Below are 25120 nucleotides of genomic sequence, written 5' to 3' on the forward strand. Positions count from 1 at the left end.
CTACTCCGCGGAGAGCCGGGCCCGTCGGCTCAGCCGCAGATCTCGAGCCAATTCCAAACCCGACTCGAATTCGAGAATAAAGCGGCCCTGCGACGTTGTCAACGTGCCCGCGAGCTGGCGGCATCGCCGGTTTCGGCCGACACGCAGATTCGAGTACGATTCGAGTTCAGAATCGAGCCCGCTCGACGTCATCAGAACGGAGACGGTCATGGCCCAAGCCGCGCCATCTCGCCGCAAGTCCGGTCGCCAGTCGGCACCGTCGACCGTCCGGACGCCGAATCGCTCAGCTCGAGTGCAGCGCCGCGGAATCGAGCGCGTGAAGGCCATCCTCGACGCCGCAGAGGTATTGCTCGGCTCGCAAGGCTACGAGGCCGCCACCCTCAAGGCCATCGGTGAGCGGGCGGGCATCCCGATCGCGTCGGTCTACCACTACTTCGCCGACCGGCACGAGGTCGAAACCGAACTGGCGCAACGCCATTTGCAGGAGATCGACAAGCGGTTCGCCGCGGTCCTGGAGGATCCCGCGCTGCACACGTTGCGCGATGTCGTCGACGCGGTCACCAACACGTGGCTCGCCTACTTCCGCCAGCATCCCAGCGTGGTGCAGCTGTGGTTCACTGGACGCCACGTCAACCCGACCTACAGCGAACTGGCACGCGCAATCGACGAGTCGCAGGCCCAGCAGACGTGGCAGTTCCTCATCGAACGAAAGCTGCTCTCCGCCGACACCCCCCCGTTCGTCGTCCGGCTCGCATTCGAGGCCGGCGACCGGCTGTTCGACGTCGCATTCCGACGCTCACCCACCGGCGACGACGCGACGATCGATGAAGCGCGCCGCCTCATGACTGCCTACCTCGAGACATACGCGCCCTAAACGAACGATCACGAATCCAGCGCACGAGCCAGCGCGGGAAGCCATTCTCGGTCGGCAGGCACCCAGTCGACGTCATGCAACTCGGCCAGGGTGACCCAGCGCAGCGCGCGATGGTCGTGCGGGTGGGGTTCGCCGCGCAACAGACTCACCCGGTAGGCCCGCAGGATCGTCGTCGCATTCAGCGCTACGTCGTCGCCCAACCGGTCGCCGACCGCGACGTCAACGCCGAGTTCTTCGGCCAATTCGCGCGCCAGCGCGTCGGGTTCGGTCTCCCCTGCCATCACCTTGCCGCCGGGCAGTTCCCAGCGCCCGGCCAGTTCCGCGGGCCGATGCCGTTGTGCCACCAGCACCGCCGCGTCCGAGATGACGGCACCGGCCACGACGATCTGGTTCGGCATCGTGGTGACGGTATACCGTCGGTGTATGGCTGTGTTAACGGATGAGCAAGTAGACGCCGCACTGCCCGAACTCAACGGTTGGAAGCGCGAAGACGGCGCCCTGCGCCGGTCGATCAAGTTTCCGTCGTTTCTCGACGGTATCGACGCCGTGCGCCGAGTCGCCGAGCACGCCGAAGCCAAGGATCATCATCCTGATATCGATATCCGTTGGCGGACAGTGACTTTCGCGCTGGTGACACATTCGGCTGGCGGCATCACGCAAAACGACATCGACATGGCGCGCGACATCAACGGGATTCTCGGGCAATAGCACCGCGCCGTCCTGCCACCGCGATCCACGCCAGGGTCGCCAGCGTCGCAACGATGTACACCAGCCCGGCCCAGGCCAGATACCACGGCCGGTTGCTCTGCCAGATGGTCGGCTGGGCGAAGCTGAGCAACCACGGCACCCCGATGAGGGTGAGCACCAGCCAGCCCCACCCGAAGATTCGTGCACCGCGCAGCTCCGACAGCGGCCCGTGGATAAGCCAGATCATCAAGGGCACCAACCACACCCAGTGATGCGTCCAGGAGATCGGCGAGAGCAACAGCCCGAACAACTCGACCACCAGCAGCTGGCCAAGCTGGTCGTTGTTCAGCGCTCGCCACGCCAGGACGGCGAGCAGCGCGGTGACCGCGATCCCGGCCACCACCAGCGGGCCGTAGCCGGCGTCGTGCCCGACGATCCGGGAGATCCCCCCGCGCCAGGATTGGTTGAACGACGTTCCGATCGGCCCGACTCGCTTGGTGTCACCCAATAGGTCGGTGAAGTAATAGCGGACCTGGTCGCCGACGACCAGCGCCGACACCGCCACCGTGCCGACGAAGACGACGGCCGAGAACACCGCGGCGCCCCACCGCCGGACGCCGACGAAATAGAGACCGGTGATCGCCGGCGTCAGCTTCACCCCGGCGGCCGTGCCGACCAGCAACCCGGACAACCACCATCGGGTGGTGTAGACGGCGTACAACCCGGCCAGCACCAGCAGCACGTTGACCTGTCCGTAGTCAAAGGTGCTGCGCAGCGGTTCGATCCAGATCGCGACCGCCGTCCAGAGCATCGCGACCCGATGGCCTTCGCGGGCCGCCACGCCGAGCAGTCGCTGGCTGACGCGTACCACGCCATAGAGGGCGGCCATGGTGCCGACCTGCCAGCAGAACGCGACCACGCCGAACGGCAGCAGGTGCAGCGGATAGAAGACCACCGCGGCGAACGGCGGATACGTGAACGGCAGCGGGAAATCCGGCGTCTGGTCGGCGTAGACGTAGTGATACAGCGAGCCGGGATGGTCAAGCGCGGCGGCGCCGCCGATGTAGACGTGCAGGTCGACGAAGTTGGCGCCGTTGGGAGTCAGGTACGTCCAGGCCAGCCGGGCGGCGACGGACAGCGCCAACAGCAGCGGCCCGACGGCGTTCGGCGCTATCGCCCGCCGACGGGTGGTCGGTGCCGCCGGGGCGGCCGAGGTCGTGTCTACCTGCCCGACTGTAGCGAGGCTCCGGCGGCGACGGCTCCGCTCGCCGCGGCGGGTCACCGCCACCGCTCGGTGCCGTAACGATCGAATAACCGCCACACGTGTCACTTGAGTCACTCTGGCATCACGCGAACTATCAGCCGCGGACGTGTCGTCGAGAACCAGGGAGAGTCATGCCAACCATTTGGACACTGTTACGTGCCGGCGCCATCGTCGTCGGCTCGTCGGCCGCATTGTTAACCGGCGGGATCGCCCATGCCGACCCGGCGCCGGTGCCGGTTCCCGACATCGGGCAACAACTCGTCGGCACGGCGGCCAATGCACCACAAATGCTGCAGAGCGTCGCTTCGGCGCTCGGGGCTCAGCCGGCCACACCGCCGCCGCTGGCCAGCGCCGGCATCCAGGTACCGCAGCCCCCGGCGGGTTCGGTGCCCGGCGCGAGTTCCGCCGTCCCCGGGGCGAGTTCCCTTATCCCGGGCGCAAATTCGCTGGTTCCCGGTGCAACCCAGCCTGTGTCGGGTACGACGCCCGCCACCACACCGGGGGCAACCGGCATTCCGGGGCTTACGCCGGCTGTTCCGGCGACCGCGCCGGCGACCGGCCCCGCGCAGATGATGCCGCAGGCGCAGCTCAACCTGCCGCAGGTGCCGTTCAGTCCGGTGCCGCTGCCGCAGCACCTGTCGCTGCCCGGCGACCTGGCGTCGCTGGCCCCGGGCGGTGTCCCGGTGCCGAAGGGCATCCAGCCGGGCACGACGGCGGTGTCCGCTCCGGGTACCGCGGCAGGGGCGTCCAGCAACCCGCTGCTGTTCCCGCTGTCCGCCCTGCCCTGACACCCACGGTCGGCCGGCCAACCCACGTTGGCCGGCCGACCACCAACCATCGATCGGGAGAAACACCGTGGTACGCACTTGGAATCTGGTCAGTGGCTTCGCTGCCGCAGCCGTCGCATCGACCGCCGCATTCGGCCTTTGCCCCAACGCGACTGCCGACCCCGCAGCGCCCCAGCCGTTGCCCGCCCAGCAGATGCCGGGACTGCCGGCACTGACCCAGTTGAGCCCGATCATCCAGCAGGCTGCCGCCGATCCGCAGCAGGCCCAGCAGCTGCTGATGGCCGCCGCGTCGGCGTTCAGCCACAGTCCGACGGCACCCGAGGAATCGAAAAACGTTGCCTCCTCGGTGAATCAATTCGTGCAGGACCCGACGGCGCACACGCCGCCGGTCGGTGTGGAACCAGGTGCGCAAGCACATCTGCCGACGGGCATCGACCCCGCGCATGCGGCCGGCCCGGCACCCGAGGCCGCGCCGGCTCCCACGCCTGCTGTTACGCCGGTGGCGGCCCCTGCGCCCGCTCCGGCCCCGCCCGCGGAGGCGCCTGCCCCGGCTGCGACGCCGGCTCCGGCTGCGGCCCCCACCTACAACCCGGACACTCCGCCCACGCAGGACTTCATGTACCCCTCGATCGGGACGGGCTGCGCGGCCGACGGCGGTAACGTCATCGCCACTGCTCTCTCCGTCGCCGGGCCGGCCAAGATCCCGACGCCCGGACCCCAACCGGGCCAGACCGCCTACGTGTTCACGGCAGTCGGCACCCCCGGGCCCGCCGACGTGCAGAAGCTGCCGTTGAACGTCACCTGGGTGAACCTGACCACCGGGAAGTCGGGCAGTGCCACGCTCAAGCCGCAGCGGGACATCAACCCCGAGGGGCCGACGACGTTGACCGCCATCGCCGACACCGGGTCGGGCAGCATCATGTCGACGATCTTCGGGCAGGTCACCACCAAGGACAAGCAGTGCCAGTTCATGCCCACCATCGGTTCGACGGTGGTGCCGTAACCTGCTGCCGAGTGGCTAGTTATGACACGATTTTCGCCATTTCGCGTGCCGTAACTGGCCACTCGGCGCGCTGTCAGTAGGCCATGAAAAGGATCGCGTCGCGGTCGTACTCCAGACCGGGATGAACGCTGGCAAGGTGCGCCTGGGTCAATTCGACCAGTTCGTCTTCGTCCTTGCCGACGATGGCCTCTCCGCACGGACACGTCAGGTGTGTCTTCACTTCGCCGCCTTTCCCTTCATCTGCTTCTTGTAGGACCGAACCTTCTCGAGTGATCGGGCGTCAACGATGTCGGCGACCGACATGTGGCTGCCCGCCTTGCCGTAGTCGCCGGCCGCCTCCCGCCAGCCGGGCGGCGTCACGCCGTACTGCTTGCCGAGCAGCGCCAGGAAGATGCGCGCCTTCTGCTCGCCGAAGCCGGGTAACCCCTTGAGCCGCCGCAGCAGCTCGGCTCCGTCGGGATCGCCGGCGGTCCACAGCGCGGCGGCGTCGCCGTCGTAGCGGTCGACGATGATCTGCGCAAGGGCTTGGATCCGCTTGGCCATCGATCCCGGAAAACGATGCACCGCAGGCCTTTCCGAGCACAACGCGGCGAACTTCTCCGGGTCGTAGTCAGCGATCTCGGTGGCGTCGAAGCTGCCCATCCGGTCGGCGATTTTCTTCGGGCCCGCGAGCGCGGTTTCCATCGGCACCTGCTGGTCGTGGGCAACGCGTTGTAAACCACTCACGGCCATGCGGTCAGCGATCGTCTTAGGTCCACGGAACGCTAATTCGAGCGGAATCTGTTGGTCTAAGACCATTCCGACCAGCAGTGCGAATGGGTTATCCGATAGCAGTTGGTCGGCCTCGGGGTCCTGCGCCAGGCAGAGCTTCACAGTCAAGAAGGTTCCTTTCGCCCACGCACACCCCGGAGAGTATCGACGGCGAGACCAGCCGTCTACACCGACGTAGCCGTAGCGATCGCGCTGGCGAACGGTCAGGCCAGCCGCGAAGGTCACCTGACTAACTCGCCCCCAAGCCCGGAGACCTGTAACGCCAGGCAGTTGGCTCCAAGCGAGTCAGCTCCGCTAATCGCGTTAAGGCTCCGGGCTTTGTCGTCAAGTCGATTCGTCGGTCGGCGGACCCTGCTCCGGTTGGATTGTGTAAGAACGGGTGACCCCCGTGGGCACTCTGGTGCTGCGATACCCGAAGGCAAGTTCGGATCTCACCTGAGCCCCAAGCGCATCCCGCGTTCTCTTTTCCTCAGGCCGCAACTGGTGGATTATCGCCCTCTGACTAATTCCGGAGAGACGCCGACCCGAGGGGTCAGCCTCTTCCCACGCAACTAGCTCTGCGGCTGTGATCATCTGCTTCACCACGGACTGCCAGGCTTCCGCCATCTCCCGAACCTCATCAGTGCCGAACGCTGCCACGAGTGCTGCGGTATCTGCTTGTAGTTCGAGAGATGGCAACGGAGTTGCGGGAGGCTCGCCTGACTGCGCTACCGGGTAGACCATCTGCGCCCACTGCCCTACCCGCTCAGCCATTTTGAGCAGCTCCAGGTAAGCGTTCTCCAGCCGCTGCTGTTCCCTGGCTTCCCGTGCCTGTAATCGGTCATGGCCCAACTGTTCTCGTAGTGTCGCCAGGGCCTGGTCTCGGCTTTGCTTGCGCTGCCGCGCTGTTGTACCCCCAGAACGGAACAATCCTCCACTTGAGGACCTTCTTCTCGATCGAGGCAGTGATCTCCTCTTTTGCGTGGTCCAGATTGAACCCCTGCGCGGCAAGCGCAGGACAACTGAACCGCAACGTAACAAGTGCGCTGTCTTGCGGCTTCACAACGATTTTGGTCGTGTCGAATGCGACCCCGGCTCCCGACTTCCCGTTGGGATACCTGATCTTCTGCTGAAGATTCTGTTCCGCATCTATCGCCAGGACCATGCCCTCCACTCGTCCAGCGACTAGGCCCAAGTTGAGGACCATCACGTACGCGACGAGGGAGCTGTCCGTTCCGCAGTGCCCACCCAGGCCGATGTACTGGTCGGCCACAAGGAGCACCCCCTGCCTCTCAGCGGTAGCGCGGGCCAACTGCTGGGACTCACGCGATAGCTGCTCGGATGCCATCGCTGTCCGCCAGGAGAACCATGCTGCTGTCGCCGACGCACCGGACGCAATGAAGGTCAACGCGGCGACGACCGAAGCCACGATTTTCAATGTCCGATCGCCTCGCGGCGCAGTGCCCTCGCTGCGGTCCTCGACTTCGGCCGGCAGTGGCGGGGTTTCGCCCTCGTTGACCTCGGCAGGAGGGTCTGGCGCTTGCTCCCCAGGCGATGACTGCTCGTCCACGACTTCACGTTAACCGCCGTGTGTGCTGCGGAGTAGGCGTAGGCACGCTCGGCAGCGCCTCACCATCCCAGCAATGAACACGACCACCCAATGCGACTACGAAAGAAGCCGAAAGCATGACAAATACACCATCGAACCCGCTCATTCCGAAGGCCCCGAAGGGCTTAAGGCACGCGGTAGGCAGCCCTGGCGGGAGCTGCACACGACCCTACGACTTCAGCGAGTGCCCTGAGAAGCTGATCCGTCTCGAAGAGGCTTTCCGTACCGCCGATGTCGTGGCATGGCTCCAGACCGTCGTGGACGCAGTCGAGGACCTCCGCGTCCGAGCCTCTCAGGGCCAGCCTGTGGCTGCACCGGAGGTCGGGGAGCTACGCCAGTACTGTGCCCTGCTCTCGTCTCTTCCCAAAAGTAGGGGAAAATACTTAGCCTCGGCCAGCACGAAAGACGTTGTGCGCTAACCGCTCTTGCGGCGGAATTCCCGGCGGTTTTCCACCGGGCCGTGCGTCCGTGACTGCTTGGCGCCGCCGTCCTTGTGCGCCGATCCGCCGGCCGACTTCGCGTTCTTGCGGTCCAGGGCTTCGCGGAACTTGCGTTTGGTGTCCTCCTCGGCCATGCCGGCAGCCTACCGCGATCAGCGCATACCCGGCGGCATGCCGTAGACGTGGCTGATCGGCATCGTCAACAACACCCGCCGATCGGTGACCATCGCCTGGCGGTATTCGTCCCAGTCCGGGTGTTCGCCGGCGATGTTGCGGTACAAGGCGATCAGTCCCTCGACGGTGTCGTCGTCGGGTGCAGCGGCCGGCGGCGTCAGCTCCGCATTGCCTTCGGCGACGGCGTAGGACCACCCGTCGTCGGAACTGACCAGCAGCGAGGCCCGCGGGTCCCGACGCAGGTTGCGGGTCTTGGCCCGCGGCTCGGTGATCGACACCTGCACCGCGTTGCGCCGCGCGTCGAAGTAGTACTGCACGTTGGACAGCTGGGGACGCCCGTCGCGTTTGATGGTCGCCAGCACCCCGATCGAGTTCCCGGCGATCACGGCCAGCAACTTGTCGTCGAACACTTGGCGGCCCATGCCGAAAGCCTAGTCGCGCAACCCGGCGGCGGGCCCCGATTCGGCTAGCATCACCGAGATGAGCACTGGCCATCCTTGCGGCGACGGGCTTTTCGGAGCGAGCGCATGACCCGGTATGCCGCGTTTCTGCGCGGGGTCAACGTCGGCGGAGTCAACCTGAAGATGGCCGAGGTGGCGACGGCGCTTACCGACGCCGGATTCACGAATGTGCGCACGATCCTGGCCACCGGCAACGTCTTGCTGGAGTCACGCAAGGGTGCCGATGCGGTGCGTGCGGCGGCCGAGAGCACGCTGCGGAAGAGGTTCGGCTACGACGCGTGGGTGCTGGTCTACGACGTCGACGAGGTGCGCGCGATCGTCGACGCGTACCCGTTCGAGCCGGAAGTGGAAGGGCACCACTCCTACGTCACGCTGGTCGCCGATGCCGCCGTGCTCGACGAGCTGGCGGGCCTGGCGGCCGGACCCGACGAGAAGATCGCCCGCGGAGACGGCGTCATCTATTGGCAGGTGCCCAAGGGCGACACCCTGCACAGCCCCATCGGCAAGACGATGGGCAAGAAGCGCTACAAGTCGTCCACCACCACCCGCAACCTGCGCACGCTAACCAAGGTATTGCGGTGACCGGCGACCGGTAGGGTCTCGTCGATGAGCGCCGCCAAACACACACCCACCCTCACCGGCGTTTCCGAGACCGCCCTGCTGACGCTGTACGCCCGCGCCCGGGAGGCCCGCCGCCCCGACGCCGTCATCGACGACCCGATGGCAATCACCCTGGCCGACTCGATCGACTTCGATTTCGCGAAGTTCGGTCCCACGCGCCAGGACATGGCGCTGCGGGCGCTGGCTTTCGACATCCACACCCGTCACTACCTGGAAGACCACCCCGCGGCCACCGTGGTGGCGCTGGCCGAGGGTCTGCAAACCAGCTTCTGGCGCTTGGATGCCGCCATCCCGGACGCGCAATTCCATTGGCTGACAGTAGATTTCCCACCGGTGGTCGACCTTCGGGCGCGGCTGCTGCCGGAATCACCCCGGATCTCGGTGTGCGCCCAGTCGGCGCTGGACTACAGCTGGGCCGACCGCGTCGACGCATCGAACGGAGTGTTCATCACCGCCGAGGGCTTGCTGATGTACCTGCACCCTGAGGAGGCGCTGGGCCTGATTGCGGAGTGCGCCAAGCGGTTTCCCGGCGGCCAGATGTTGTTCGATCTGCGGCCCGTCCGGTTCGGCTGGCTTGCCCGACGCGGGCACCGGACGTCGTTGCGCTACAGGATGCCCCCGATGCCGTTCAGCATGTCGGTCGACGAGGCCGCAGATCTGGTCAACACAGTGCCGGGCGTGCGTGCCGTGCACGATCTGCCCGCGCCACCGGCCCGCGGGGTAGTGGTCAACGCCTTACTGTCGGCGACCTACCGGATTCGCGCCCTGAATTCGTTTCGCCCGACCATGACGCTGCTGGAATTCGGTTAATCGTCGAACGCCGCCTCGACATAGCGCAGCGCCTCATCCTTGCCGAGTCCCAGCCCGCGTGCCACGTCGGCGTAGGCGCGGGCCGCGGCGGCCATCGCGCTGTCCGACGGATCGACTCGGGCGACGAAAGTGCCGAAGCGGCGGCGGGTTTCGACGATGCCGGCCGCTTCCAGTTCGCGGTAGGTGCGGGCCACGGTGTTCACGGCCAGGCCGAGCTCGCCGGCCAGTTCGCGAACGGTGGGCAGTCTGGTGCCGGGCGGCAGCGTGCCGGTTCGAACCGCCTCGATAATTTGGGTCCTGATCTGGTCGAACAACGGGCGGCTCGCGTTCTCGTCGACCCGTAGCCACTCCCCCAACCGCACCTGGCCAGTCTATGTTGGTGGTGTGCGAGTAACGGTGCTCAGCGGGGCGGGAATCTCCGCCGAGAGCGGCGTGCCGACGTTTCGTGACGACAAGAACGGACTGTGGGCCAAGTTCGACCCCTATGAGCTGTCCAGCACGCAGGGATGGCTGCAAAATCCCGAAAGGGTCTGGGGCTGGTATCTGTGGCGGCACTACCTGGTGAGCCGCGTCGAACCCAACGCCGGACACCGCGCCGTCGCCGCCTGGCGGGACCACGCCGAAGTCACCGTGGTCACCCAGAACGTCGATGATCTGCACGAACGGGCCGGCAGCAAGCCAGTCCATCACTTGCACGGCAGTCTATTCGAATTCCGTTGTGCTGCTTGCGATATGCCGTACAGCGGGGTACTGCCCGAGATGGCCGAGCCGGCGCTGGAAGTCGAGCCGCCGACCTGCGCGTGCGGCGGGCTGATCCGCCCCGACATCGTGTGGTTCGGTGAACCGCTGCCCGAGGAACCGTGGATGCGGGCGGTCGAGGCGACGGCGGCCGCCGACGTGCTGGTCGTGGTGGGCACCTCGGGCATCGTCTACCCCGCCGCGGGCCTGCCCGACGTGGCGCTGGCCCGCGGCGCGGTCGTGATCGAGGTCAATCCGGAGCCGACGCCGCTGTCGGCCAGCGCGACGCTGACCGTGCGGGAATCCGCCAGCAAGGCATTGCCGACGCTGCTGCAGCGACTGCCCGCCCTGCTCGACTAGCTAACGCCGCCGCGCGCGGCCCAGCGCGAACTCCGCCACGGGCAGCGGCACCCATGCCGGGAACGTCGCCTCGCGGCGGCTGTCGTCCACGTCGAACCCGGCGCCGACAATCGCCCGCTCGGTGTCGCGGTGGGTATGACAGTTCCCGAGCAGCCGGGGCCACAACGTCGCGTCGGCCAGTCGTTGCAGACCGCCGCGCCACCCGTCACTGGCCACATGCTCCAGATACCGCAGCTGCCCACCGGGCCGAAGCCGCGAATATAGTTGCCGCAGAACCGAATCGGGGTCGCCCACCGAACACAGCACCAGCGAGCACACCACGGCGTCGAACGGTTCGGCGCCCTCGAAGTCCTCCACCGTCGCGTCGGTGACCTGAACCGGCACGGGCGCCTCGGCCGCGGCGGCGCGCGCCCGGGCCGCCAGCCGCGCCTCGGGCTCGACGGCCACCACCTGTTCGACGGTCTCCGGGTAGAACGCGAAATTGGTCCCGACGCCGGCGCCGACCTCCAGGACCCGGCCCGACAATCCGGCCAGGTTCTCCCGGCGCAACGCACGGATCTGCTCGGTTTCGTGCGCGGCGATGGTGGGCCAGATCCGGGCGAAGAACGGGTTGTCGACCGTTGTCGTCGCGGATGTCATGTACCTGAGCCCTCCGAACGTCTCTCCGGCATCAGCCACTCCAGCGTCTGTTGCGGCGTGGCGTCTGCTCCGACCAGTCCCGCCACGATATGCCCGCACGACACCGCCCGCATCACCCGGTCGGCGAACGCCTCCACATCCCCGAACGGCAGATGCGGCTTCGCGATCAGCAGCGCCGCCACCCCGTGCGCGGCGCTCCACAGTTGCAGGGCAACCGCTGTCGGATCGCCGGGCGGGTAGATGCCCTCGTCCATCAATGTCTGCACCGTGCCGCAGATGTGCTCGAACGCCGAACTGGCCAGCGCGACGTCGACGTCGCTGCCGGACCGCCACTCGCCCATGGTGGCGATCCGGTACAGCCCCGGGGTCTGCAGCGCGAAGCGGACATAGGCCAGTCCCTGCGCCCGCAGCACCTCGGCGGTCGACGGCTGCCCCTCCGCCACCCGCTGCATTTCCAGATCCAGTTTGGCGAAGTAGCGCGCGCACACCGCATCGAGCAGCGCGTCCTTGTCCTCGAAATGCAGGTAGATCGACGGCGATGTCACGCCGACGCGCTCCGCCACGGCCCGGATCGAGACCGCTTTGGCCTGCCCGGTTTCCAGCAGCAGCTCAGTGGTCGCGTCGAGAATTTCTTCACGAAGCTGATCGCCCGCACCACGAGGCGCCCGGCGGCGACGAACATCGGCCACGCTAACCATTCTCGGTCACCGAAGCATGATCGGTATGACGTACGGCCGCTCCGGCCAGCGGCAGGGTGCTTCGGCGGTGTCGCCCCGAGGGTCGGGCGGACGACGTCGCGGTAGCGGTCTCGCTGATCCCGAACCGCTCGTGCAGCCACCCCAACGGTTTGGGCGCCCACCAACTCATGCGCCCCAGCACGTGCATGAACGCCGGCACCAGCACCATCCGCACCAACGTGGCATCCACCAGCACGGCCAGCGTCAGGCCCAGCCCGAACATCCGCATGAACGACACCTGCGCGGCGATCAGCGCCGCAAACGATATCGACATCACCAGCGCAGCGGCGGTGATCACCCGGCCGGTACGCGCGAGCCCCAACGCGACGCTGTTGTCGTTGGCGTCCGGGGTCCGCGGCGAAGCCAGCCAGTATTCGCGGATCCGGGAGACCAGGAATACCTCGTAGTCCATCGACAGGCCGAACGAAATGCAGAACAGCAGCACCGGCATGTTGGCCTCCAACGTGCCGCTCGACGTCGTCCCCAACGCGCCGAGGTGGCCGTCCTGGAAGATCCAGACCAGCGCCCCGAATGCCGCCGTCAGCGACAGCACGTTGAGCACCAACGCTTTCAGCGGCAACACGACGCTGCCGGTCAGCAGGAACAGCAGCACGAAGGTGATCGCCGCGATCAGGCCGAGCACCAGCGGAAGGCGGGTCATGATCGCGGCCACGCTGTCGCGGTTGATCTGCGCCAGCCCGGCCATTTCGACGGATCGCCCGGCAGGGCCGGGGACTTGGTGTAGCCGGTCGAGCTGGGTGGCGGAGGCCTGCGAGAACAGCGGCGCGGTGCTGGCGACGGTCAAAAACGCGCTGCCGTCGGCCACCCCGGCGGGTGCGGCGGGCGGGCCGGCCAGCTTCCCCGCCACGAACGTCCCGGTCGGGGCGGTCACCGCCGACACGTCGGGCACCCGCGACAGGTCGGCGGCGTAGCGGTCGAGTTCGGCCGGGTACAAATCACGCGCGTCGGGGACGACGACGGGCACCGCGGTCGCCGAGTTGTCGGCGAAGTCGGTGCGTAGCTGGTCACCAACCTGATGTGCCGACGCGGAGCGCGGCAGCACCCGGTCGTCGGGCGAGCCGAACTTCACCCCCAGGAAAGGGACGCCCAGCAGCACCAGCAGCGCGACGACGGCCAGACCGATCGGCACCGCCCGTCGCATCACGAACTTGGTCGAGCGGTACCAGAACACCTGGTCCACCGGCTTGCGCGCAGGGTCCGGGCGACGCAGCACGCGGCGCGCCAGTCGCCGCACGTCCAGCGAATCGAGTCGCGGCCCCAGCAGCACGATGGCCGCCGGGGTGACGATGATCGCCGCGGCCGCCACCAGCCCAACCGTGGCCACACCGGCGTAGGCGAACGACTTGAGGAAGTAGCCGGGGAACAGCACCATCACGGCCATCGACAATGCGACGGTGGTTGCCGAGAACAGCACTGTGCGTCCGGCGGTGGCCATGGTCCGGATCAGCGCCTGATCGCGCGGGGTGCCGTCGGCCAACTCGTCGCGGTAGCGGCTGATGATCAGCAGCGTGTAATCGATCGCGAGCGCCAGGCCCATCGCGGTGCTGAGGTTGAGCGCGAAGATCGACACGTCGGTGCTGAACGTGATCAGGCGCAGCACCGACATCGAGCCGACGATGGCCAACGCGCCCAGCGCCATCGGCAGCGCCGCCGCCAGCAGCCCGCCGAACACCCAAACCAGCACCAGGAAGCTCAGCGGAATGGCGATCGACTCCATCAGCAGCAGATCGCGTTCGTTTTGCTCGTTGATCTGGGCGTACACCATCGCGACGCCGCCGGCACGCACGCTTATCCCGTCGCGGTCGTGGACGACCTGCTCCGACAGCGTCTTGGCGTACTTCTGGGCGTTGTTTTCGCCGCCCTTGAGATTGGCGACGATCAGCCCCGACTTGCCGTCGGTGCTGAGGAGCCCGGCGGCGGCCGCCGGCGGCGACGTCCACGGCGAGGTCACGTTGAACACCAATGACGACTGCGTCAGCTGCTCGACGATGTCGGTGCCGATTTGGCGGGCCTGCTCGCTGGCGGCACCGGCCGGCGCAGTCACTACCACCAGCATCTTCTGGTCGCTCTGACCGAACTTGTCGGCCAGCAGGCCGATGGCCCGCGACGACTCCGATGTCGGGTCCTGAAAGCCGCCCGCCGCGAGGTTGTTGGCGACGGGGATGCCGAAGATCGCGGCCGCCACCAGGACGAGCGCGGCTACTGCGAGGACCTTGCCCGGCGCGGCGAGGGCCAGCCGAGCGGTTCGCTGCAGCATGCTCGTCCCCTCACCGGAAATAGCTGCGGTAACTTATCGGCGATAAGTCATGGGTACGGCCTGGTCGCCCGGAGGTTTACACGATGTGGCGCCCGGGATGGTTCACCGCAACGCCGACGCGATCAGGACGTCGCGCCGAGCCTAGACCTTGCACACCTGACAAATAAGGGTCATTCCGGATTTCCGGACATAACGTCTGCCTCGCTCCACCAGCGCGGCGACCCTACCCGGCGGTAAGAATTGCCACGATTTTCCGAATCGTGACTCAACGATTCCTTAATGGTGACCCATACGCTCATGAACATGTGGATCGACGACTCAAGTGCCGACGTCATCAAGGTTGACTTCGAGGCTCTCTACCACGGCGACGTGTTGGTAGAGGGCGAGACCTCGGAGCAGCTCGACGAGTGGCACCCGCTGCCCACAGCGAGCTGATCAGGACGCGGCCCTCGCCGCGTCCGCGCCTTTGAGTTCGACCTCGCTCGATATTCCTATTGCCTGATCCCTGCTGTTAAGCGGGGATCTTTTCTTCTTCGTCGTCGGCGACCATGTCGGCCAGCCGGCCGGTGATCAGGTCTTCGGCCTCGGCAACTATCCGCGCCACCAACTCCCCGACCGTCGGGATGTCATTGATCAGGCCCATCGCCGTGCCCACCGACCAGATGCCGGCGTCGAGGTCGCCGTCGTCGAACACCTTGCGGCCCCGCACGCCGGCCACCAACTCCTGCACGTCGGCGAATTGGCCACCACGCTCCAGGATTTCGACGACCTCACGCGACACCACGTTGCTGGCCACCCGCGCGGTGTTGCGCAGCGGGCGGAAGATCAGCTCGGTGTCGCGCTCGTCGCCGGCGACGATGGCTTCCTTGACGTTCTGGTGGATGCACGACTCGACCGTGCACATGAACCGCGAGCCCATGTTGATCCCGTCGGCGCCCAGCGCCAGCGCAGCGACCAGCCCGCGGGCGTCGGCGAAACCGCCGGAGGCGATCATCGGGATGTCGATCTTGGCGGCGGCCGCGGGGATCAGCACCAGGCCGGGGATGTCGTCCTCGCCCGGATGCCCGGCGCATTCGAAACCGTCGATGCTGATGCCGTCGACGCCCAGGCTTTGCGCTTTGACCGCGTGCCGCACCGAGGTGCACTTGTGCAGCACCTTGATGCCGTTGTCGTGGAACATCGGCAGGTGCGGCGCCGGGTTGGAGCCGGCGGTTTCGACGATCTTGATGCCGGCGTCGACGATCACCTGCCGGTATTCGTCATAGGGCGGCGGGTTGATCGTCGGCAGGATGGTCAGGTTCACGCCGAACGGCTTGTCGGTGAGCTCGCGGGTCTTGGCGATCTCGGCGGCCAGGTCTTGCGGCGTCGGCTGCGTCAACGCCGTCAGGAATCCCAGCGCGCCCGAATTGGCCACGGCGGCAACAAGTTCCGCGCGGCCGACCCACTGCATGCCGCCCTGCACAATCGGGTGCTCGACCCCGAACGCCTCGGTGAACTTCGTCGTCAGCATCAGCGCGGCGCCATCCGGATGGCGCCGTCCAGCCGGATCACTTCGCCGTTGATCATCGGGTTCTCGACGATGTGCACCGCCAGCGCGCCGTACTCGTCGGGCTTGCCCAGCCGGCTCGGATGCGGCACCTGCTTGCCCAGTGACTCCTTGGCCGGCTCGGGCAGCCCGGCCAGCAGCGGGGTGTCGAACAGGCCGGGCGCAATCGTGACCACGCGGATGAGCTTGCTGGCCAGGTCGCGGGCGATCGGCAGCGTCATGCCGACCACGCCGCCCTTGGACGCCGAGTAGGCGGCCTGGCCGATCTGGCCGTCGAACGCCGCGACCGAGGCGGTGTTGATGATGACACCGCGCTCCTCACCGATCGGCTCGGTCTTGGCGATCCGCTCGGCACCCAGCCGCAGCACGTTGAAGGTCCCGATCAGGTTGATGTCGACGACCTTGCGGAACGCATCCAGCGGGAAGACGCCGTCCTTGCTCAGCACCCGGATCGCGTTGCCGGTGCCGGCGCAGTTGACCACGATGCGCAGCGGGCCCTGCGACTCGGCGATGTCGAGCGCGGTCGTGACGGCTGCTTCGTCGGTGACGTCGGCTGGCGCGAAGCGCGCACGATCGCCGAGTTCGCGGACCACCTCTTCGCCTTTGAGGTCGAGCACGACCACCTGCGCGCCGGCGTCGAGCAGCCGCTTGGTGGTGGCCAGGCCCAGGCCCGACGCGCCGCCGGTGACGAGTGCTACGGCGTCTTTGATCTCCACTCGAGCATTCCTTTCCTCCGGCCGACGCGTGGGCCGACCTACTGGTTGGTTGGGGACTATACCCAGTCGCTCAGGACGGCTTCGGTGTCGGCTCCCGGCTGCGACGGCGGCCGCGGCTGATCCGGGACGCTGCGGGAAAACCGCGGGGCCGGCCGCGGCTGCAGCCCGCCGTCGGCCTGGTAGAACGTGTGGCGTTCGGTGACGTGCGGCTCGGTTTCCACCTCGCCGAACGCCAGCACCGGGGTCACGCAGGCGTCGGAATCGGCGAACACCTTGGCCCAGTGGTCGCGGTCTTTGGACGCGAACACCTCGGTCAGCCGGGTCCGAAGCTCGGGCCAGCGGGTGCGGTCGTTCTGGCCGGGCAACTGGGCGGCGTCCAGGCCGAGGCCCTTGAGCAGTTCGGCGTAGAACTGCGGCTCGATAGCGCCGACCGCAACGTAGCGGCCGTCGGCGCATTCGTAGGTGTCGTAGTACGGGGCGCCGGTGTCGAGCATGTTGGTGCCGCGCTCGTCGGACCACATGCCCAATGCCCGCATCCCCCACATCATTTGGATCAGCACGCTTGACCCGTCGATCATCGCCGCGTCGATCACCTGGCCCTTGCCGGAGCTCTGCCGCTCCCACAGCGCGGACAGGATGCCGACGAGCAGGAACATCGACCCGCCACCGAAGTCGCCGACCAGGTTCAGCGGCGGCACCGGCCGTTCGCCTTTGCGCCCAATCGCGTGAAGGACGCCGTTGAGCGAGATGTAGTTGATGTCGTGACCGGCCTGCTTGCTGCGCGGGCCGGTCTGGCCCCAGCCGGTCATCCGCGCGTAGATCAGCCGGTCGTTGACCCGGGCGCAGTCGTCGGGACCCAGGCCGAGCCGCTCGGTGACGCCGGGGCGGAATCCCTCGATCAACACATCGGCCTTGGCGACGAGCTTGAGCACCAGCTCGCGCCCCTCGTCGGACTTCAGGTCTGCGGTGACGAAACGGCGGTTGCGCAACATCGGGTCGGCACCGCTGGCGCCGGGCCGGTCGACGCGGACGACGTCGGCACCGAGGTCGCCAAGAATCATCGCGGCGTGCGGGCCCGGTCCGATCCCGGCCAACTCGATTACCCGTAGCCCATTGAGCGGTCCCGCCATACAGCGACCTCCTTGTCGATGCCTACCGCTCGCATCTTCGCAGCCGCGCTCGAAGCGCCCGCATCCCGGTCACTTATGGTGATGCGCATGACCGCCATCGATTCGGGCATCGACGCCCTGTCGCCCGTCGCGGGCCTGTCCGTCACGCTCGCCGACGAGGTGTTGTCGGTGACCATCGACCGCCCCGACAGCCTCAACTCGCTGACGACACCGGTGCTCGCCGGCATCGCCGAGGCGATGGAGTACGCGGCAACCGACCCGCGGGTCAAGGTGGTGCGACTCGGTGGCGCCGGCCGCGGCTTTTCCTCCGGCGCCGGGATGAGCGCCGAGGACGTGTCCGGCAGCGGCGGCCCGGGAACCGAGATCATCGTGCAGGCCAACCGCGCGGTGCAGGCGATCACTGCGCTCCCCCACCCGGTGGTCGCCGTCGTACAGGGACCGGCAGCCGGTGTCGGGGTGTCGCTGGCCTTGGCCTGTGACCTCGTATTGGCTTCGGACGCAGCGTTTTTCATGCTCGCCTTCACCAAGATCGGGCTGATGCCCGACGGCGGTGCGTCGGCGTTGGTGGCGGCCGCGGTCGGTCGCACCCGCGCGATGCGGATGGCGCTGCTTGCCGAACGACTGCCGGCCGCCGACGCGTTGGCGGCCGGGCTGATCAGCGCGGTCTACCCCGCCGACACCTTCGAAGCGGAAGTGGACAAGGTGATTTCGGGACTGCTGGCCGGGCCCGCGGTGGCGTTCGCCAAAACCAAGGAAGCCATCAACGCCGCCACTCTCACCGAGTTGGAGCCCACGCTGCACCGCGAGTTGCAGGGTCAGGCCAAGCTGCTGCGCGCAGACGACTTCCTCGAGGGCGCAACGGCTTTCCAGGAGCGGCGCACGCCGAACTTCACCGACCGCTAGAACCCGAACAGCGGCGGCAGCGCCAATATCACCACCAGGCTCCACACGAAGTGGGTGAGGATCGGCGCCAGCACTCCGCCGGTTGCGCGGCGCTCGAACGCACACACCGTCCCGAGGATGATCGCGGCGAACCCGAGCATCAGATTCTGGCTGGCCAGCGTGGCGGCAATGTAGATGACTGTCGAGATGAGCACCGGATGGTGGCGGCCCAACGCGGTGTACAGCGCGCCGCGGTAGAACAACTCCTCGGCGATCGCGCCGAGCAAGGCGATGGCCAACGTCAGCCGCCACGAGCCCTGGTCCGCGAATTGCAGTACGCGCGTGATCAATTCGGCGATCGGCGGAATCTGCTTGGCGATCAACCCGCCGAGCACGAACACCCCGCCCAGCACCAGACCCGTGGTGCTGCCGGTGATGACCGGGCGCTGATTGCGGCCCCGCCAGCAGATGCCGCCCAGATGCAGCGGACCCGATGCGAGCGCACCGACCGCCCACACCGCGCCCAGCGCCAGCGTCAGCCAGTAAAAGCTCGCCTCGCCCGGGTGGCGCCTCATCGACAGGCCGAGCAACACCGCACCGAGCACCAGGACGACAGCGACGACGATGCGCCGCCGACGCACCACTGACGGCGGTTCATGGTGCGGCACAGCGACATTGGTGATCGCGTGGCGGATCTCGTCCAGAGTGCTGGTCCGGGGACGGGTCGTCAGGTCGGTCATGCAGAGCGCACCTTCGGGGTCAGAGTGATCAGCATGTCGAGGCCGGTGCGCAGTGCACCGGCAATCGGGCCTGGGACGCTGTCGACCAGCCCGAGACCGGGCCGCACAATCCGCGGCGTCAGCGCCTGCGCGAACCGCCGGATGCGCAACGTATCGCCGCCGGCCCACAACGGGTCGCTGTCGGCGAGGTGATGCGGATCGGCCAGCTCGTTGACCGGCTTGGGGTGCCGGGTCGACAACGAGCGTCTGATGGCCTCTTCGACGCCGATCAGACCGCCCGGCGGGTCGGCCACCACACCACGAAGGCCGGTGCCGGACGCACGCATCGGATGATCCAGCGACTCCACGAGATCGGCGGCCAGCCCGTCGGGCACCGGCAATGCGAGCGCGGTGACGCGCGACGCCACCGCGGTGTCCACCCCGCGCACCGGCAGGCCCGTATGCCACTGACCGGAAATCCGCGCATACGTTTTGAGCAGCTCGCTGTACGAGGTGGTGTCGGGACCGGCGATGTCGTACGCGCCCGGCGGGACCCGGCCGGAATCGGCGGCGGCGACCAGGTAGTGCAGCACATCGCGGATCGATATCGGGTCGACGGGATTGTCCATCCACGCCGGTATCGGCATCAGCCGGAACCGGTCGCCGACATAGCGCAGCATCTCGAACGACGTGGAGCCGGCGCCCAGGATCATCGCGGCGCCCAGCCACACCACCTCCGGACCGCCCTCGACGGTCAGCGCGGCGGCCACTTCGGCCCGGCTGGCCAGGTGCTCGGACAACACTTCGCCGTCCGGCACGAAGCCGCCGAGGTAGACGATCCGCCGGACGCCGGCACTCTTGGCGGCGGCTGCGACGTTGGCGGCCGCCGTTTGGTCGGCGTCGCGGAAGCCGGGTTGGCCGATCGTGTGCACCAGGTAGTAGACGACGTCGAGCGGCCGGGCGACGGCGAGCGCCGCCCTCGCAGACGCCGGGTCGGTGGCGTCGAGCACGACGGCAGAGACCTCGTCGCACCAGCCCAATCGGCCCAGCCGCTCCGGGTTGCGGGTGGCGGCCACCACCTCGTGGCCCTCCGTGAGTAACGCTGTGACCAGGCGCGATCCGACGTAGCCTGTTGCGCCGGTCACAAGAATCCGCACAACCCCAACCTATCGATCACGACGGACGCGCGGGGGCGATTCTGTTAGCCGACGTTGCACTCGGCACGATTTGAACTAACGAAGGTTCAATAGCGTGCCTTCCTACATGGATACGATGTCAGGATGCGCCCGGTGACCCCCCCTGGCGTGCGAACGCGCACGGCAACCAGCCCATCCCTCGCGGCGGCGACCATTGAATTCCCGCCGCACTACAACAGCCAAGACGACATTTCCTCGGCGGTGACCGGCTTCGGCGGCGAGGAATTTCGACGATTCACCGTCAGCAGCGGAGTCGAGCACCGCCACCATGCGCTGCCGCTACACCGCTACGGCGAGCTGAGCGGATTCACCGAGGCCAACGACGCCTACCTCGACGTCGCTTTGGACCTGGGCGAACGAGCGCTGCTGTCGGCTTTCGACGCCGCCAAGGTCAAACCGTCCGAGGTCGACATCGTCTTGTCGACGACGGTCACCGGCCTGGCGGTTCCGACGCTGGAAGCCCGGCTGGCCACCCGGATCGGGCTGCGGCCCGACGTTAAACGTCTTCCGTTGTTCGGGCTGGGCTGTGTGGCTGGCGCCGCCGGCGTCGCGCGGATGTACGACTACCTGCGCGCCTACCCTGACCATGTGGCGGCGCTGCTGGCGGTCGAACTGTGCTCGTTGACCATCCAGCGCGACGACCACTCGGTGGCCAATCTTGTGGCCTCCAGCCTTTTCGGCGACGCCGCGGGTGCCGTCGTCGCCAAGGGCGCCAACCGAACGCCCACTGGGCCAAGGGTTCTCGCTACCCGCAGCCGGATCTACCCCGACACCGAGGACGTGATGGGCTGGCGGATCGGCAGCGAGGGTTTCAAGATCGTGTTGTCCGTCGAAGTCACCACGGTGGCCGAGAAATTCCTGGGCGACGACGTCCGCAACTTCCTCGCCGACCACGGGCTGACCACCGAGGACATCTCGACGTGGGTCTGCCACCCGGGCGGTCCGAAGGTGATCGACTCGATCGAGAACGTCTTGGATCTGCCCGTCGACGCCCTTAACCACACCCGGAACTCGTTGCGCATCAACGGCAATCTGTCATCGGTGTCGGTGCTGGACGTGCTGCGCGCCAACATGGCCGATCCACCGCCGCCGGGCTCGTACGGGCTGATGATCGCCATGGGACCGGCGTTCTGCTCGGAACTCGTGCTGCTCGGCTGGTAGGCGTGTACTACCTGCTGATCCTGGCGATCGGCATCGAACGGCTGGTTGAGCTGGTTGTCTCCAAGCGCAACGCGCGATGGGCGTTTGCCCACGGCGGCAAGGAGTTTGGCCGTAGCCACTATCCGGTGATGGTTACCGTGCACGCCGCGTTGCTGATCGGCTGCGTGGTCGAGGTGTGGGTGCTGCAGCGGCCGTTCATCGGCTGGCTCGGCTGGCCGATGCTGGTCGTGGTGGCGCTGAGCCAGGCACTGCGCTGGTGGTGTGTGACCACGTTGGGCCGCCGGTGGAACACGTTGGTGATCGTGCTCCCGCAGGCGCCGCTGGTGCGACGGGGCCCGTACCGGTGGCTGCATCACCCGAACTACGTGGCGGTGGTAACCGAAGGGGTGGCACTGCCGTTGGTGCATACGGCATGGCTGACCGCGCTCGGATTCACCGTGGCCAACGCGCTGCTGCTGAGGGTGCGGATCCGGGTCGAGAACGAGGCGCTGGGCTATGTTTGACGCCGACGTGCTGATTGCCGGCGGCGGCCCGGGCGGGCTGGCCGCCGCGTTACACGCTCGTAGGCAAGGACTTTCGGTGATTGTCGCCGAGCCACGAGATGCCCCGATCGACAAGGCCTGCGGCGAGGGCCTGATGCCCGGCGGTCTAGCGGAGCTGACATCGCTGGGTGTCGACCCGGCTGGCCTGCCGTTCCGCGGTATCGCGTATGTGAGCGAGCACCGCCGAGCCGAGGCTTCTTTTCGCCATGGCCCCGGCCGGGGTGTCCGGCGCACGACACTGCATGCCGCCTTGGCGGGGCGCGCCAAAGAACAAGACACCGAATGGATCTCGACGCGGGTGACCAGTGTCGAGCAGGACGCCGCCGGGGTGACCGCCGCCGGTGTGCGCGCCCGGTGGTTGGTGGCCGCCGACGGGCTGCATTCCGCGGTGCGCCGCGCAGTGGGGATCACGGCCGTCGCCGGCCGACCGCGACGCTACGGGGTGCGCTGGCACTTTTCGGTGCCGGCCTGGTCGGATTTCGTCGAGGTGCACTGGTCTTCGTTCGGCGAGGCGTACGTGACGCCGGTCGAGCCGGATCTGGTCGGCGTGGCTGTTTTGTCCAGCCGCCCACCCGAACTCGCCTGGTTCCCGCGGCTGGCGCACTGCTTGCGGGGCGCCAGCCGCGGACGGGCGCGGGGCTGCGGCCCGCTGCGCCAGGTGGTGTCGCGCCGGGTCGCCGGCCGGGTGCTGTTGGTCGGCGACGCAGCCGGATACGAGGACGCGCTGACCGGCGAGGGCATCAGCCTGGCGGTCAAGCAAGCTGCCGCAGCGGTGAACGCGATCGTCGACGAGGCGCCGTTGTCCTACGAGCACGAGTGGCGGCGCATCACGCGCGACTACCGACTGCTGACCCGCGCGCTGGTGCTGGGCACGACGCCTCGCGTGGCGCGGCGTGCGATTGTGCCGGCGGCCCAGGCCCTTCCGGGCGTGTTCAGCCGCGCGGTCAACCAGCTGGCGGGGTAATCAGCGGCGACCCGCTGCGCTAGCGGGCCTTCCAGACAGGTTGCCGCTTCTCCGCGAACGCCAACGGGCCCTCCTTGGCGTCTTCGGATTTCAGCAGCGTCGCGAATTCCCTTGTGGTGCGCGCCCATCCGGGCTCCTCGTCAGGGATGACTCCGTCGTCGGCGCCGTAGGCGATCCGCTTGCTGGCCTGGATCGACAACGGCGCGTTCACCGTAACCCGCGCGGCCAGCGCCAGCGCGGCGTCCAGCACTGTGCCGTTCGGGACCACTTGGTTGATCAGCCCCCACTTCAGGGCATCGGCCGCGCTGATCGGCTCACCCGTGAACAGCATTTCGAGTCCCACCTTGCGCGGCAGCTGCTGCACGATCCGGAACACCCCGCCGGCGCCGGCGATCAGGCCGACCTTCACCTCGGGTAGCCCGAACATCGCGCGTTCCTCGGCGACTACCAAGTCGCTTGCCAGCGCCAGCTCGGTTCCGCCGCCCAGCGCGGTGCCGTTGACCGCGGCGATCGTGGGCTTGTCGACGAAGTGGTGTACGTAGCCGGCAAAGCCCCACTCGCCGTGCTCGGGGTGATACAGGTTCTCGCGACGCGCGATGGCCTTGAGATCGGCTCCGGCGCAAAAGGATTTGTCACCGGCGCCGGTGATCACCACCGCCCGCACCTCGGGGTCGTGTTGCGCCTGCTCGAGTGCGTCGCCGACGCCGGTACTGACGGCGCCGTTGACGCAGTTGCGGGCCTCCGGGCGGTTGATCGTGATGACCAGGACGTTGCCGCGGCGCTCGGTGAGCACCGCGGGTTGGCTCACACCAGCTCCACGATGGTGGCGTTGGCCTGACCGCCGCCCTCGCACATGGTCTGCAGCCCGTAGCGAATTCCCTTGTCGCGCATGTGGTAGAGCATCGTGGTCATGATGCGTGCGCCCGACCCGCCGAGCGGGTGGCCGAGCGCGATGGCGCCGCCGTTGGGGTTGAGCTTCTTCTCGTCGGCGCCGATGTCCTTCAGCCAGGCCAGTGGCACCGGCGCGAATGCCTCGTTGACCTCGAACACGCCGATGTCCTCCAGCCTGAGGCCAGATTTCTTGAGCGCCTTCTGGGTCGCCGGGATCGGCGCGGTCAGCATGATCACCGGGTTGGCGCCGGCCAGCGTCGCGGTGTGCACCTTGGCAATCGGCTTGAGCTTCAACGACTTCGCCTTCTCCGCCGACATGAACAGCAGCGCCGCCGAGCCGTCGGAGATCTGGCTGGAGTTGCCTGCGTGGATCACGCCGTCCTCCTTGAACGCAGGCTTCAACTGCGTCATCTTCTCCATCGGCGTGCCCCGACGGATGCCCTCGTCCTTGAGCACCGGGTTACCGTCCTGGTCTTTGATCGGCACGATCTGGTCGTCGAATGCACCGGAATCCTGTGCTGCCGCGGCCTTTTCGTGAGAGCCGAGCGAGAACTCGTCGAGCGTGGTGCGGTCGAAGCCCCACTGTTCGGCGATCATCTCGGCACCGATGCCCTGGTTGGGGATCGCGCCGTCGTAGCGGTCCAGGAAGGCTTGCGAGAAGGGCCGGCCGCCGTTGGCTAGCGAGGAACCCATCGGGGTTCGTGACATCGATTCCACACCGCCGGCGACGACGACGTCGTAGTGACCGGCGATCACACCGGCGGCCGCGAAGTGGATCGACTGCTGGCTGGAGCCGCACTGCCGGTCGACGGTGACACCGGGCACGGTCTCCGGCCAGCCGGCCGTCAGCAGCGCGGTGCGGGCGATGTCGAGAGCCTGCTCACCGGCCTGCATGACGCAGCCCCAGATCACGTCGTCGACGATCTCAGGGTCGACGCCGGCCTTCTGCACGAGTCCGTTGAGCACCTGCGCGGACAGGTCGGCGGGGTGCACGCCGGACAGGCCGCCGTTGCGCTTCCCGATCGGTGAACGAACTGCCTCGACGATGACGGCTTCAGCCATGACGCTCTCCTTTGAACATGAGTTGTGCCTCGATTGTTGACCAACCCGTTGGACGGCTCGCCGCGGGGGTAGCGTCGC

The 25120-nt window shown here is 67.5% G+C and carries 31 protein-coding genes; 12 read left to right on the forward strand and 19 right to left on the reverse strand.

Features of this window, described 5'->3' with window-relative positions; all coding sequences use genetic code 11:
• Positions 1 to 210, reverse strand: a complete 210-nt coding sequence (locus MFM001_RS24745) for a hypothetical protein (protein ID WP_116373936.1) — start codon at positions 208 to 210, stop codon at positions 1 to 3.
• Between MFM001_RS24745 and MFM001_RS04295 the strand changes: the two genes are divergently transcribed.
• Positions 209 to 874: a TetR/AcrR family transcriptional regulator gene (locus tag MFM001_RS04295; RefSeq protein ID WP_116373938.1), complete on the forward strand. Its 666-nt coding sequence runs from the start codon at positions 209 to 211 to the stop codon at positions 872 to 874. The genes MFM001_RS24745 and MFM001_RS04295 overlap by 2 nt on opposite strands.
• A gap of 8 nt (positions 875 to 882) precedes the next feature.
• Here the strand turns inward: MFM001_RS04295 and MFM001_RS04300 are convergent, their stop codons facing one another.
• Positions 883 to 1272, reverse strand: coding sequence for a (deoxy)nucleoside triphosphate pyrophosphohydrolase (locus MFM001_RS04300; RefSeq protein WP_116373940.1), 390 nt, complete (start codon positions 1270 to 1272; stop codon positions 883 to 885).
• Between the two features lie 25 nt (positions 1273 to 1297).
• On the opposite strand from MFM001_RS04300, the gene MFM001_RS04305 reads away from it, so the two are divergent.
• Positions 1298 to 1582 (forward strand): 4a-hydroxytetrahydrobiopterin dehydratase, encoded by a 285-nt coding sequence (locus MFM001_RS04305; RefSeq protein ID WP_045373484.1) that lies wholly within the window; start codon positions 1298 to 1300, stop codon positions 1580 to 1582.
• Here MFM001_RS04305 and MFM001_RS04310 read toward each other — a convergent pair.
• Positions 1560 to 2843 (reverse strand): mannosyltransferase, encoded by a 1284-nt coding sequence (locus MFM001_RS04310; protein WP_116374368.1) that lies wholly within the window; start codon positions 2841 to 2843, stop codon positions 1560 to 1562. The genes MFM001_RS04305 and MFM001_RS04310 overlap by 23 nt on opposite strands.
• A gap of 113 nt (positions 2844 to 2956) precedes the next feature.
• Between MFM001_RS04310 and MFM001_RS04315 the strand changes: the two genes are divergently transcribed.
• Both MFM001_RS04315 and MFM001_RS04320 read left to right on the forward strand, forming a co-directional pair.
• A complete protein-coding gene (locus MFM001_RS04315; RefSeq protein ID WP_116373942.1) occupies positions 2957 to 3613 on the forward strand; it encodes a hypothetical protein in 657 nt (218 codons plus the stop codon).
• 52 nt (positions 3614 to 3665) lie between these two features.
• Positions 3666 to 4616 carry a hypothetical protein gene (locus MFM001_RS04320; RefSeq protein ID WP_116374369.1) on the forward strand — a complete coding sequence of 317 codons (951 nt, stop codon included), beginning with the start codon at positions 3666 to 3668 and terminating at the stop codon, positions 4614 to 4616.
• Positions 4617 to 4689: 73 nt separating this feature from the next.
• On the opposite strand, the gene MFM001_RS04325 is transcribed toward MFM001_RS04320, so the two are convergent.
• The 5 genes from MFM001_RS04325 to MFM001_RS04345 all read right to left on the reverse strand — a co-directional run bounded on the left by MFM001_RS04325 (position 4690) and on the right by MFM001_RS04345 (position 8011).
• Positions 4690 to 4836: a hypothetical protein gene (locus MFM001_RS04325; protein ID WP_007169078.1), complete on the reverse strand. Its 147-nt coding sequence runs from the start codon at positions 4834 to 4836 to the stop codon at positions 4690 to 4692.
• Positions 4833 to 5489 (reverse strand): HhH-GPD-type base excision DNA repair protein, encoded by a 657-nt coding sequence (locus tag MFM001_RS04330; protein ID WP_238158950.1) that lies wholly within the window; start codon positions 5487 to 5489, stop codon positions 4833 to 4835. The genes MFM001_RS04325 and MFM001_RS04330 overlap by 4 nt, the downstream gene beginning before the upstream one ends.
• A 718-nt stretch (positions 5490 to 6207) precedes the next feature.
• On the reverse strand, positions 6208 to 6936 hold the full coding sequence (locus MFM001_RS04340; protein ID WP_142760670.1) for a hypothetical protein: 729 nt from the start codon (positions 6934 to 6936) through the stop codon (positions 6208 to 6210).
• Between the two features lie 454 nt (positions 6937 to 7390).
• Positions 7391 to 7549, reverse strand: coding sequence for a DUF5302 domain-containing protein (locus MFM001_RS24455; RefSeq protein WP_160117993.1), 159 nt, complete (start codon positions 7547 to 7549; stop codon positions 7391 to 7393).
• Between the two features lie 18 nt (positions 7550 to 7567).
• On the reverse strand, positions 7568 to 8011 hold the full coding sequence (locus MFM001_RS04345; RefSeq protein ID WP_116373948.1) for a PPOX class F420-dependent oxidoreductase: 444 nt from the start codon (positions 8009 to 8011) through the stop codon (positions 7568 to 7570).
• A gap of 105 nt (positions 8012 to 8116) precedes the next feature.
• Here MFM001_RS04345 and MFM001_RS04350 point away from each other — a divergent pair, with 105 nt between their 5' ends.
• Both MFM001_RS04350 and MFM001_RS04355 read left to right on the forward strand, forming a co-directional pair.
• On the forward strand, positions 8117 to 8632 hold the full coding sequence (locus MFM001_RS04350; RefSeq protein WP_116373950.1) for a DUF1697 domain-containing protein: 516 nt from the start codon (positions 8117 to 8119) through the stop codon (positions 8630 to 8632).
• 24 nt (positions 8633 to 8656) lie between these two features.
• Positions 8657 to 9481: a class I SAM-dependent methyltransferase gene (locus MFM001_RS04355; RefSeq protein ID WP_116373952.1), complete on the forward strand. Its 825-nt coding sequence runs from the start codon at positions 8657 to 8659 to the stop codon at positions 9479 to 9481.
• Here MFM001_RS04355 and MFM001_RS04360 read toward each other — a convergent pair.
• Entirely contained in the window at positions 9478 to 9843 is a 366-nt protein-coding gene (locus tag MFM001_RS04360) for a GntR family transcriptional regulator (RefSeq protein WP_116373954.1), read from the reverse strand. The genes MFM001_RS04355 and MFM001_RS04360 overlap by 4 nt on opposite strands.
• Before the next feature lie 22 nt (positions 9844 to 9865).
• On the opposite strand from MFM001_RS04360, the gene MFM001_RS04365 reads away from it, so the two are divergent.
• Positions 9866 to 10579, forward strand: coding sequence for an NAD-dependent deacylase (locus MFM001_RS04365; protein WP_116373956.1), 714 nt, complete (start codon positions 9866 to 9868; stop codon positions 10577 to 10579).
• Here MFM001_RS04365 and MFM001_RS04370 read toward each other — a convergent pair whose 3' ends face one another.
• From MFM001_RS04370 to MFM001_RS04380, 3 genes are read right to left on the reverse strand one after another with little or no spacing between them, the layout of a single operon-like run.
• On the reverse strand, positions 10580 to 11218 hold the full coding sequence (locus MFM001_RS04370; protein ID WP_116373958.1) for a class I SAM-dependent methyltransferase: 639 nt from the start codon (positions 11216 to 11218) through the stop codon (positions 10580 to 10582).
• Positions 11215 to 11916 carry a TetR/AcrR family transcriptional regulator gene (locus MFM001_RS04375; protein WP_116373961.1) on the reverse strand — a complete coding sequence of 234 codons (702 nt, stop codon included), beginning with the start codon at positions 11914 to 11916 and terminating at the stop codon, positions 11215 to 11217. The genes MFM001_RS04370 and MFM001_RS04375 overlap by 4 nt, the downstream gene beginning before the upstream one ends.
• Positions 11909 to 14233, reverse strand: coding sequence for an MMPL family transporter (locus tag MFM001_RS04380; RefSeq protein WP_116373963.1), 2325 nt, complete (start codon positions 14231 to 14233; stop codon positions 11909 to 11911). The genes MFM001_RS04375 and MFM001_RS04380 overlap by 8 nt, the downstream gene beginning before the upstream one ends.
• 303 nt (positions 14234 to 14536) lie before the next feature.
• On the opposite strand from MFM001_RS04380, the gene MFM001_RS25070 reads away from it, so the two are divergent.
• Positions 14537 to 14668, forward strand: a complete 132-nt coding sequence (locus MFM001_RS25070) for a hypothetical protein (RefSeq protein WP_116373965.1) — start codon at positions 14537 to 14539, stop codon at positions 14666 to 14668.
• A gap of 76 nt (positions 14669 to 14744) precedes the next feature.
• Here the strand turns inward: MFM001_RS25070 and MFM001_RS04390 are convergent, their stop codons facing one another.
• From MFM001_RS04390 to MFM001_RS04400, 3 genes are read right to left on the reverse strand one after another with little or no spacing between them, the layout of a single operon-like run.
• Entirely contained in the window at positions 14745 to 15746 is a 1002-nt protein-coding gene (locus tag MFM001_RS04390; RefSeq protein WP_116373967.1) for a nitronate monooxygenase family protein, read from the reverse strand.
• Positions 15743 to 16495: a 3-hydroxyacyl-CoA dehydrogenase gene (locus tag MFM001_RS04395; protein ID WP_116373969.1), complete on the reverse strand. Its 753-nt coding sequence runs from the start codon at positions 16493 to 16495 to the stop codon at positions 15743 to 15745. Before MFM001_RS04395 ends, MFM001_RS04390 begins: the two co-directional genes overlap by 4 nt.
• Positions 16496 to 16551: 56 nt before the next feature.
• A complete protein-coding gene (locus tag MFM001_RS04400; RefSeq protein WP_116373971.1) occupies positions 16552 to 17625 on the reverse strand; it encodes a CaiB/BaiF CoA-transferase family protein in 1074 nt (357 codons plus the stop codon).
• A gap of 87 nt (positions 17626 to 17712) precedes the next feature.
• Between MFM001_RS04400 and MFM001_RS04405 the strand changes: the two genes are divergently transcribed.
• Positions 17713 to 18528 carry an enoyl-CoA hydratase gene (locus MFM001_RS04405; protein WP_116374371.1) on the forward strand — a complete coding sequence of 272 codons (816 nt, stop codon included), beginning with the start codon at positions 17713 to 17715 and terminating at the stop codon, positions 18526 to 18528.
• On the opposite strand, the gene MFM001_RS04410 is transcribed toward MFM001_RS04405, so the two are convergent.
• Complete coding sequence (locus MFM001_RS04410; RefSeq protein WP_116373973.1) at positions 18525 to 19247, reverse strand: CPBP family intramembrane glutamic endopeptidase; 723 nt, start codon at positions 19245 to 19247, stop codon at positions 18525 to 18527. The genes MFM001_RS04405 and MFM001_RS04410 overlap by 4 nt on opposite strands.
• Positions 19244 to 20383: an NAD(P)H-binding protein gene (locus MFM001_RS04415; RefSeq protein ID WP_116373975.1), complete on the reverse strand. Its 1140-nt coding sequence runs from the start codon at positions 20381 to 20383 to the stop codon at positions 19244 to 19246. The genes MFM001_RS04410 and MFM001_RS04415 overlap by 4 nt, the downstream gene beginning before the upstream one ends.
• Positions 20384 to 20506: 123 nt before the next feature.
• On the opposite strand from MFM001_RS04415, the gene MFM001_RS04420 reads away from it, so the two are divergent.
• The 3 genes from MFM001_RS04420 to MFM001_RS04430 are packed head-to-tail and all read left to right on the forward strand — an operon-like array spanning position 20507 to position 23089.
• Positions 20507 to 21583 (forward strand): type III polyketide synthase, encoded by a 1077-nt coding sequence (locus MFM001_RS04420; protein ID WP_116373977.1) that lies wholly within the window; start codon positions 20507 to 20509, stop codon positions 21581 to 21583.
• Positions 21584 to 21585: 2 nt separating this feature from the next.
• Positions 21586 to 22086, forward strand: a complete 501-nt coding sequence (locus MFM001_RS04425; RefSeq protein WP_116373979.1) for an isoprenylcysteine carboxyl methyltransferase family protein — start codon at positions 21586 to 21588, stop codon at positions 22084 to 22086.
• Positions 22079 to 23089: an NAD(P)/FAD-dependent oxidoreductase gene (locus MFM001_RS04430; RefSeq protein WP_116373981.1), complete on the forward strand. Its 1011-nt coding sequence runs from the start codon at positions 22079 to 22081 to the stop codon at positions 23087 to 23089. Before MFM001_RS04425 ends, MFM001_RS04430 begins: the two co-directional genes overlap by 8 nt.
• 19 nt (positions 23090 to 23108) lie before the next feature.
• On the opposite strand, the gene MFM001_RS04435 is transcribed toward MFM001_RS04430, so the two are convergent.
• Together MFM001_RS04435 and MFM001_RS04440 are read right to left on the reverse strand one after the other, a co-directional pair.
• Positions 23109 to 23897 carry a crotonase/enoyl-CoA hydratase family protein gene (locus MFM001_RS04435; RefSeq protein ID WP_116373983.1) on the reverse strand — a complete coding sequence of 263 codons (789 nt, stop codon included), beginning with the start codon at positions 23895 to 23897 and terminating at the stop codon, positions 23109 to 23111.
• Positions 23894 to 25042 carry a thiolase family protein gene (locus tag MFM001_RS04440; RefSeq protein WP_116373985.1) on the reverse strand — a complete coding sequence of 383 codons (1149 nt, stop codon included), beginning with the start codon at positions 25040 to 25042 and terminating at the stop codon, positions 23894 to 23896. Before MFM001_RS04440 ends, MFM001_RS04435 begins: the two co-directional genes overlap by 4 nt.
• Positions 25043 to 25120: the final 78 nt, after the last annotated feature.

The organism is Mycobacterium sp. MFM001 (genome assembly GCF_003402475.1).
Classification (GTDB): Bacteria; Actinomycetota; Actinomycetes; order Mycobacteriales; family Mycobacteriaceae; genus Mycobacterium.

Coding starts and splice junctions, on each gene's coding strand:
- MFM001_RS04295 (WP_116373938.1), top strand. CDS start 209: ATGGCCCAAGCCGCGCCATCTCGCCGCAAGTCCGGTCGCCAGTCGGCA.
- MFM001_RS24745 (WP_116373936.1), bottom strand. CDS start 210: ATGACCGTCTCCGTTCTGATGACGTCGAGCGGGCTCGATTCTGAACTC.
- MFM001_RS04300 (WP_116373940.1), bottom strand. CDS start 1,272: ATGCCGAACCAGATCGTCGTGGCCGGTGCCGTCATCTCGGACGCGGCG.
- MFM001_RS04305 (WP_045373484.1), top strand. CDS start 1,298: ATGGCTGTGTTAACGGATGAGCAAGTAGACGCCGCACTGCCCGAACTC.
- MFM001_RS04315 (WP_116373942.1), top strand. CDS start 2,957: ATGCCAACCATTTGGACACTGTTACGTGCCGGCGCCATCGTCGTCGGC.
- MFM001_RS24455 (WP_160117993.1), bottom strand. CDS start 7,549: ATGGCCGAGGAGGACACCAAACGCAAGTTCCGCGAAGCCCTGGACCGC.
- MFM001_RS04345 (WP_116373948.1), bottom strand. CDS start 8,011: ATGGGCCGCCAAGTGTTCGACGACAAGTTGCTGGCCGTGATCGCCGGG.
- MFM001_RS04350 (WP_116373950.1), top strand. CDS start 8,117: ATGACCCGGTATGCCGCGTTTCTGCGCGGGGTCAACGTCGGCGGAGTC.
- MFM001_RS04355 (WP_116373952.1), top strand. CDS start 8,657: ATGAGCGCCGCCAAACACACACCCACCCTCACCGGCGTTTCCGAGACC.
- MFM001_RS04370 (WP_116373958.1), bottom strand. CDS start 11,218: ATGACATCCGCGACGACAACGGTCGACAACCCGTTCTTCGCCCGGATC.
- MFM001_RS04375 (WP_116373961.1), bottom strand. CDS start 11,916: ATGGTTAGCGTGGCCGATGTTCGTCGCCGCCGGGCGCCTCGTGGTGCG.
- MFM001_RS04380 (WP_116373963.1), bottom strand. CDS start 14,233: ATGCTGCAGCGAACCGCTCGGCTGGCCCTCGCCGCGCCGGGCAAGGTC.
- MFM001_RS25070 (WP_116373965.1), top strand. CDS start 14,537: ATGTGGATCGACGACTCAAGTGCCGACGTCATCAAGGTTGACTTCGAG.
- MFM001_RS04400 (WP_116373971.1), bottom strand. CDS start 17,625: ATGGCGGGACCGCTCAATGGGCTACGGGTAATCGAGTTGGCCGGGATC.
- MFM001_RS04405 (WP_116374371.1), top strand. CDS start 17,713: ATGACCGCCATCGATTCGGGCATCGACGCCCTGTCGCCCGTCGCGGGC.
- MFM001_RS04410 (WP_116373973.1), bottom strand. CDS start 19,247: ATGACCGACCTGACGACCCGTCCCCGGACCAGCACTCTGGACGAGATC.
- MFM001_RS04420 (WP_116373977.1), top strand. CDS start 20,507: ATGCGCCCGGTGACCCCCCCTGGCGTGCGAACGCGCACGGCAACCAGC.
- MFM001_RS04430 (WP_116373981.1), top strand. CDS start 22,079: ATGTTTGACGCCGACGTGCTGATTGCCGGCGGCGGCCCGGGCGGGCTG.
- MFM001_RS04440 (WP_116373985.1), bottom strand. CDS start 25,042: ATGGCTGAAGCCGTCATCGTCGAGGCAGTTCGTTCACCGATCGGGAAG.